Source organism: uncultured Subdoligranulum sp. (genome assembly GCF_937890665.1).
In genome coordinates, this window is record NZ_CALADU010000167.1 from 1 (window position 1) to 8,038 (window position 8,038).

The window sequence follows — 8,038 nt, forward strand, 5'->3', positions numbered from 1 at the left end:
TCCCCGTTGACCTGACCTTCGCAGGCGCTCTGTGCAGCAGACTGTGCGGCGGATGCCTGTGCATCGGCGTCCTGCTCACTGTTGGCGGTAATGCTGCCGCTCTGGGAGGCCGACTTGCTGACGCTGAAATGCACCGTCCATGTTACAGAACCATCGCCGCCGTTCAGGTGGTAATTGTCATCTGCCGTATGTCCGCTGGTCGTGACGGACTGCATCCCATCCGGTGTAATTGTCCAGCTGCCGCCGTCAATGTCGGCAGGGATGCCATCAAGGATCGGTGCAATTTCAATGCCTGCGCCATCCACTTTTTCCAATGTGTCCAGTTGGATTTTGTCGGTATTGACCGTATAGGAAAAATCCAAGGACTCGCTGCGCTCATAGCTGGCGCTCCACGGCTTATCCACCGATTCGCCACCGGTTTCAAAGCCGGGAATCTCGCTGTCGCCGCTAAGCACAACAGGGGTATAGTTCAGAACCACAAAGCGCTGCCATGCAGCATTGCTGGGCGTATACAGCGTGCCCACATACACGGTCTTGCCGGTCGGTGCCGCATAGGCTTCCGGTGCATTGACGATCTCGGCAGCGATGCTGTCAGGATACTGTTCTGCCTGCCAAGACAGCAGTGCGAGGTAATTGTCTGTTGCGTTATCTGCTGCATCTAAGGCAAGACTCGCAACCGCAGGCGCACCGTTATTGAAGCCTTTCGACCACAAAGTGGCCTGATCCGGCACCCAGCCTTTGTTGAAGTATTCAGCTTCGACCCACACCTGACCGGCGGGGGTATAATTGGCTACCGGTGGGTATTTGTTCTTATAGGTGGCACCGGGTCCCCATGCCCACTTGCCGCGATCACCGCAGAGGGCAGGCTGACCGCCCAGATAGTTCATCCAACCAACCGATGTATTCACGCACTGGGTAACCTGCAATCCGGCGTAAGTTGCAATACCTTCATCCGCCGAACACATTGCAACCTGCGTTTCCTGTGCAAAGCGATCCTGCAAAATACCCGGCACCGGTGCGGAATCGTCCAGCGTAACATGGACGGTTTTCGTCAGTGTCTGCGTTGCATCCGTGTAAGTCATGGTGACACTGAAATCCTCACTGGCTTTCACAAAGATACCCGCCACGCTTGCGGAAATTTCAGAGAATTCATAATGCAACTGGCTCTGGCGTTCTTCTTCGGTTGCGGGGGTCAAATCGCCGCTGGTAAAGCTATATCCCAGCAGCTCGACGTTATCGGGCAGCGTAATGTCCGCGCTGCTGCCGCTGGCGGGGTACATAACCTGCATACTGATAGGCACGATGGCGTAGTCCTCGCCATCCATGTGCGGGAACGCAGCAGTCGTGCTGTCCGCATCCAGAAGTGCAGCATCAAGCGCCACCTGCTGGAAAGAATCATCACTGACGCTGCTGTAATCTTCATTGCCCCAGCCCTCAATGCTGATTTTGGTTTCACCAACCAGTACCGGTAGGCCATAGGAATCCAGATAATATCCGGTCGGCTCCTGCGTCAAGCTGGGGTACATCTTATGCCAGATTTCGTACAGTTCGTCACTGCCGCCAGTGTCGCCCTCGGTTTCAGGTTCCTGTTGTGGAGCATCCTCGTCCGGGGATTCATCGGCTGTTTCCGGGGTTGCGGTACTGTTGGCATCGCTTTCGGATTTTGCTTCCTGCGTTGCCGCCTGTTCCGGCGTTGCGCTGTCCTCCGCCAGTGCCCCATAGGGGAGCATACCGCAGCACATCATCGCCGCCATGCAAAGGGCTGTAACGCGCTGCCTCATTTTGAATTTGTGATTCATTGCACACAAGTCCTTTCTTTGTCAAAATTCATCTATATAAAAACAGCGCCTGTGGGTACAGACGCTGGAAAGCCAATAAAAAGTCCCGGCATTGCTGCCGGGAAAAGCTATTATACGAATTGTCACTTAGTAGGAAAAGTAGCTGAGAAACTGCGGAAGTTCTGCTTCCGGCAGTGTTTCCATGATTCTCAGCGCCATATACTCCGGGCGACTGATTGCAGGCAGGAACTGCCGCGCATAGACTTTGCCTACGCGGGCACCGCCGACATCACGGATCATCCCTTTTTCGCTTAGTTTCCTCATCAGAGGGTAAATCGTTCGCGGATGCCACGAACCTTTGTATTGCTCGGTGATCTGGCCTAGAACCTGCTGCCCTGTAATGGGGTGCCCGGCGTTCCAGATAATCTGCATAACTTTCATTTCGGACTCGTTCAGCCTTGTCTTTTTTCGTTCCATGTTTATGACCTCACTGAAAAGTTACTGCCCAATAGGTATACTGTCCTGCTTCCGTGCTGCAAAACCAGCATCCGATTCCCATGCTGGAATAGTTGGGCGACACGATGCTGGCGTAGTGGTCGGGGCTGCTTTGCCATGCAGCACAAACGCTGCTTGCGGATGCAAACGGACCGGCTGCAATGATTTCACCGCAGACGGCACCGGAATGGTCAAACGAGCCACCAGATGCAAAACTATCACAACGGGAGTTTGCAATAGAACTTAAGCCACCATCTACGGTCAGCGCAGGCAGACCAGCCGCGGCGCGCATGGCGTTGATATTTTCCGCTACCGCCCAGTAAGCCGAATCGGAACTGTCAATGCTCCACCACTCGTCAGTCCCTGCTGCAAGGTCAAACGGAACTGCACCATAGCTCATGGATACTTGCTGCGATGCCTCCGCCTGCTGCACAGGTGCAGCGGTTGCGGCAGGAGCCTCAGTAGGAGCTGGGGTAGGTTTCGCAGTCGGGGCTGCGGTGGGGGTCGGTGTTGCGGTAGGCTCTGCCGTTGGTACCGGCGTCGGATCAGGCGTTGGCGCAGGAGTGGCAGTCGGCGTTGCTCCACTGCTGGTTTCCGGCGTGACCTCCACCAGCACAATGGTTTCGGGGGTCTCAAGGGTTGTCGGCTGCTGCGCGGCGCATCCGCATAGGGCAGCAACCATAAGGGTCAAAATCAACATAGAGTTTTTCATTCGATTCCTCACAATCTATAAAGGTAAGTGTACAGCGCGGACGCGGCGCAAATCAGGAGATTGCCCGCCCACATAAGCAACTGCGGCAGCGCAATCGGGCTGATCAGGAATGCAACGGCGACAGAAGCTGCTGCTTCCCCATAGCAGCCATCCAGCAGCGCCAGCATAGCAGCAACACCGCCGAGGAGAGACAACAACCCGCCAAAGGCTCCCACAACTCCGTACAGGAGATTGAGGAGAAAGCCCGCAGCAAAGAGCACCAGCACGACCGGCACCGCAAGGATTCTGAGAATCCAGAGTAAAGCGACATTTTTTCTAAGTTGAATCAGCATAATTTCCACCTCCACCCTCATCATACAGGAATGATTTTATTTTGCAAGGCTGTCGATTTACCGTTCCAATTCATCATCCGATTGAATCAGTGCATCTTCCGGTTCTTCTTCCAATTCTTCCGCTTCGCCCTCAATGATGGGTGCATCATTGCCCACATTCAGCAGGGCATCCAGCTCGGCAAGGCGGGCACTTTTATCGCTCAGTTCCTGCTCCTGCAAGAACGGCTGCTTCAGTTCTTCCTCTGCATTGGTAAGCTGTTTTGTAAGCTGTTCCAGACTGCCATGTAGTCGGTTCAGGTCCTGTGGCAGAGCAGAAACTACATTTTGGAAGCGAATCATGTTGCCGGCAGCATCATTACCCAGTTCTGTCGTGTGCGTTGCCTCGCCAACAAGGTGGGCATGGAATACCTTTTCCAGCGGTTTATATTCGACTGTGATTTCAAAGCCTGCATAGTGACCTACCGGCACAGGTTTCGTTGCCCGCACTGCTGCACCGACAAGCCCCAGCAGCGCCTTACCTGCATCCTCGCGCTTATCGTAGGTTTTCCCGTCCAACTCGATAGAAAAGATGAGCTTTTTATCGGCATCATAAGACTGGTGTTCTTTTGCTGTCTGAATATCCTGCTCAAATGCACGGATTCGATGCTCGGTTCCTTTGATTTGGCGCGGGAAAGCCACGGCTATCGCATCTTCCAATCGGTAATGCTGGCTGGTGTAGGCAGCTTTCAGGGTCCGCAGCCGCGCCACTTGAATGTCCAAGTCCATCTTTTCCTTGATCATGGGGTTACCCGCTGCCAAAGCCTTGACTTCGGCATAGGTGAGCGCAGCTTCGTCCAGATCCTCGCAGCTGCGGGCTGGGGATTTTGACGTCATAATCTGCGAAATAAACTTCTGTTTATTCTCGACAAGCTGCCAGCTGTACGAATCAAAAGTTGACTCTGTAACGTAAATAAATATGGAAACTTCCTTGTTCAGGTTGCCTTGGCGGACCATGCGTCCGTTGCGCTGGGCAATATCAGCAGGTCGCCATGGGCAGTCCAGATGGTGCAACGCAATAAGCCGGGTCTGTACGTTGGTACCAGCGCCCATCTTCTGGGTGCTGCCCATCAGGACGCGCACAGTGCCATTTCTGACTTTTCCAAATAGTTCAGCTTTTTTTGTTTCGGTATCCGCATCATGGATGAACTGCACTTCCTCTTTGGGGATGCCCTTGGCAACCAGCTTATCGCGCACATCGTTGTATACGTCAAAGCCGTCCTCCTTGGGGGTGCTGAGGTCGCAGAAAATCATCTGAGTGGAGCGCTGCTCCTTGGTCTTTTCCCAGATTTCATATACCTTATCCACACAGGCGTTGGCCTTGCTGCCGGGGTCATCCGGCAATAAAGGGTTCATGAGCCGCTGGTCCAGTGCAAGCTTTCTGCCGTCATTGGTGATGCGCAGCATATTATCTTCCGTGGGCTGCACTTTTCCGCTTCGGACCTTTTCGGCGCGGTCTGCCAAGCCTTTGACCATTCTTTTCTGGACTTCACTTGGCTGTAACACCACATTGGTGGGCTTGCCGCCCACCAGTTCCGGCACCGGCAAATGCAGCATATCGGCGGTCTGAATGTCCGCAGACATCTTAAAAAGGCTCATCAGTTCCGGCAGATTATAAAATCGCGCGAATCTGGTTTTTGTGCGGTATCCTGTACCAGTTGGGTTAAGCTCAATCGCTGTAATGCTTTCCCCAAAGGTCGATGCCCACGAATCGAAGTTGAGCAAGCCCTCTTTTTCCAACAAGCCCCTTTGCAGATAGCGCATTATGACGTACATTTCCGTCATGGAGTTAGATATGGGTGTACCGGTCGCAAACACGATACCATGTCCGCCGGTCACTTCGTCCAGATACATGCACTTCATCAGCATATCACTGCTTTTCTGGCTTTCTGTCTGGGAAATGCCCGCAACATTGCGCATTTTGGTGGCAATCATGGCGTTTTTGAAATAATGTGCCTCATCCACCATCAGGCTGTCAACGCCCAGATCCTCAAAGGTGACGACGTCATCCTTGCGCTGCTGGTCGTTGAGCTTGTCCAGCTTTTTCTTGAGCTGCTTCCGTGTCCTCTCCATCTGTTTGATGGTGAAATTCTCAGCACGAGAGCTTTTCAAAAGTGCGATTTGGTCAATGACGTCATCAATCTGCCTTTGCAGGTACATATGCTGGCGTTCTGCCGAAAGCGGGATTTTTTCGAACTGACTGTGCCCGATAACGATGATGTCATAGTTGCCGGTCGCAATGCGGGCGCAGAATTTCTTGCGGTTTTCCTTTTTGAAATCTGTTTTCTTTGCTACCAGAATTTCAGCGTTTGGATAGAGCAGGAGCGCTTCGGATGCCATCTGCTCGGTCAAATGGTTGGGAACCACGATCAGCGTTTTACTGCAAAGCCCCAGTCGTTTCTTCTCCATGGCACTGGCCACCATTTCATACGTCTTGCCCGCACCCACTTCGTGCGCCAACAGGACATTGTTGCCGTACAGCACATGGGCAATGGCGTTCAACTGGTGCGGGCGAAGGGTGATTTCCGGGTTCATGCCCGGAAATTTCAGGTGACTGCCATCGTACTCGCGGGGACGCAGCGCGTTAAATTTTTCATTGTAGATGGCGACCAATCGCTGGCGGCGTTCCGGCTCCTTGAAAATCCAGTCTTGGAACTGCTCACAAATCTGGCGCTGCTTTTCCTGTGCAGCCTGCGTTGCCTCCTTATTCAGCACCCAAGAAACGCTTCCGTCCGCAGCTGTAACTTTATCCCGAATTTGCGTAGAGCGCAGGTTCAGGGCGTTCTCCGCAATCAGGTAGGCATTGGCGCGGTTCGTACCGTAGGTCACCGTTGCTTTGATATTGCCGTCACCAAATTTCTTGTTGGTAATGGCCCAGCTGCCGGTATACGCAGCGAATTCCACTTTGACCATCCGCCGCGTATAGTAAGGCGCATCCAGCAGTTCCTCTAAGAACTGCTGCACATACTCTGCGGGAATCCAAGTAGCGCCAAGGCGGACGCTGATCTCGCTGGCTTCCAGGTCCTTGGGCTGTACTTTTTCAAGTGCTGCCACATTGACTTGAAATTGAGGATCATTCGTCGCCACCGCTTTTGCTGCCTGCAATTTTTCACGGACGTTCCCGGACAGGTATTCATCCGCAGGCAGGTAGATGGGATTTCCATTGGTATCGACTTTTACCGGGTCACGGAAGATAATGCCTGTAAGATCATTGATGATGGCTTCTGTGGTTTTTCCGGTCAGCTTGGACATATACCCCAAGTCAACGTGTCCCTGCTCGGAGAGACTGAGCGCCAGTGATTCTTCTGCGGTATCCACATGGTCTACTGCCTGTGCGGGGCGCATCGTCCGTTTGGTGAACATATCCGTCTTGCCCTTGAAGTTTCCCTCATCGTCCAGATCTTCCAAGGAGCAGAGCAGGAAGTAGCCGGAATCCTCGCGGAATGCGGATGCCGTGCCACGGCTGTTGATAAGCCCATATTTCTTGCGGTAAGCATCGTATTGGTCGTTCAGACGGGCTTGCAGCTTTTGAATATACTCATCCGGAAAGTTTTCCAACTGGGCATCGATCAGCTCACGGCAGGTATCCCGCAGGGGCACCAGTGCGCGGATGCGGGCTAACGCGGTCTCTCCGCCCTTTACCACACGCATCTTGGAATTTTCGCGGTAGTAAATGACGTCATCCTTTACCGTATAACTGAAATTGCGCACATTGGGGTCCGCATCAATGGTGCCGCTTTCTTCTTCGGCATATTCCTGTTCGTCCACCAATGTGTACTCGGCGTGTAGGGTAGAAAGCGCTGCATCCAGTTGCTCCGCCAGCGGGCTTTGCTCATTCGGCACACAAGTAGAGCGCATTCCATAGGGACCACTGACCATCTGCATTTCACCGCAGACCATTTCTGGGTGGTCGATGAAATACTGGTTCAGCGGGATTCCGTTTTCTGTTTCTCCAACATGTATCCACGGTGCGTCCTGCTCCAAGACTCTGCCGCGTTTTTGCAGAAACAGAATGTCGGAGGTCACTTCCGTACCGGCATTGCTCTTGAACGTGGTGTTGGGCAGACGTACTGCGCCGATCAGGTCACACCGGGCTGCGAGATATTGGCGCACGTCCTCGGACTTTTTATCCAGTGTACCGGAAGTGGTGATGAACGCCATAACGCCGCCGACACGCAGTTTATCTACCGTCTTGGCTAGAAAGTAATCGTGAATTTGGAAGTGCAGCTTATCATACCGGCGGTCGCTGACTTGATACTGTCCAAACGGCACATTGCCGATGGCGAGGTCAAAGAAGTTGTCTGGCAGGTCGGCTTTTTCATACCCTGTAATTTGAATTTTTGCTTTCTGGTAAAGCTGCTGCGCAATGCGCCCGGACAGGCTATCCAGCTCCACGCCGTACAGCTTGGCATTGTGGGTATCGAATTTGCTGTGCCGATGGCCGAAGAACGCGCCGACACCCATACTGGGTTCCAGCACATTCCCGCCCACACAGCCGATATGCTCCAAGGCACGATACATAGCATGAATGACCGCAGGCGGTGTGTAAAAGGCAGTCAGCGTGGATTCCCGCGCAGCGGCGTATTCGTCCTCTGTCAGTAGGGTTTTCAGCTGCTCGTACTCGGTATGCCAGTTATCCTTGCTGGGGTCAAAGGCATCTGCCAAACCGCCCCAGCCAAGATAGC

Annotated in this window: 5 protein-coding genes; all 5 read right to left on the bottom strand. The window is 53.4% G+C overall.

Annotated elements, in window-relative coordinates:
- Positions 1-1,799, bottom strand: a 1,799-nt coding sequence (locus tag Q0526_RS09640; RefSeq protein ID WP_298732953.1) for a hypothetical protein, incomplete at its 3' end; no start/stop codon positions are given.
- Between the two features lie 126 nt (positions 1,800-1,925).
- Positions 1,926-2,255, bottom strand: coding sequence for a BlaI/MecI/CopY family transcriptional regulator (locus tag Q0526_RS09645; RefSeq protein WP_298732955.1), 330 nt, complete (start codon positions 2,253-2,255; stop codon positions 1,926-1,928).
- Between the two features lie 10 nt (positions 2,256-2,265).
- Positions 2,266-2,985: a CAP domain-containing protein gene (locus Q0526_RS09650; RefSeq protein WP_298732957.1), complete on the bottom strand. Its 720-nt coding sequence runs from the start codon at positions 2,983-2,985 to the stop codon at positions 2,266-2,268.
- A gap of 8 nt (positions 2,986-2,993) precedes the next feature.
- Complete coding sequence (locus Q0526_RS09655) at positions 2,994-3,317, bottom strand: hypothetical protein (RefSeq protein ID WP_298732959.1); 324 nt, start codon at positions 3,315-3,317, stop codon at positions 2,994-2,996.
- Between the two features lie 57 nt (positions 3,318-3,374).
- Positions 3,375-8,038, bottom strand: a 4,664-nt coding sequence (locus Q0526_RS09660; RefSeq protein ID WP_298732961.1) for an N-6 DNA methylase, incomplete at its 5' end; no start/stop codon positions are given.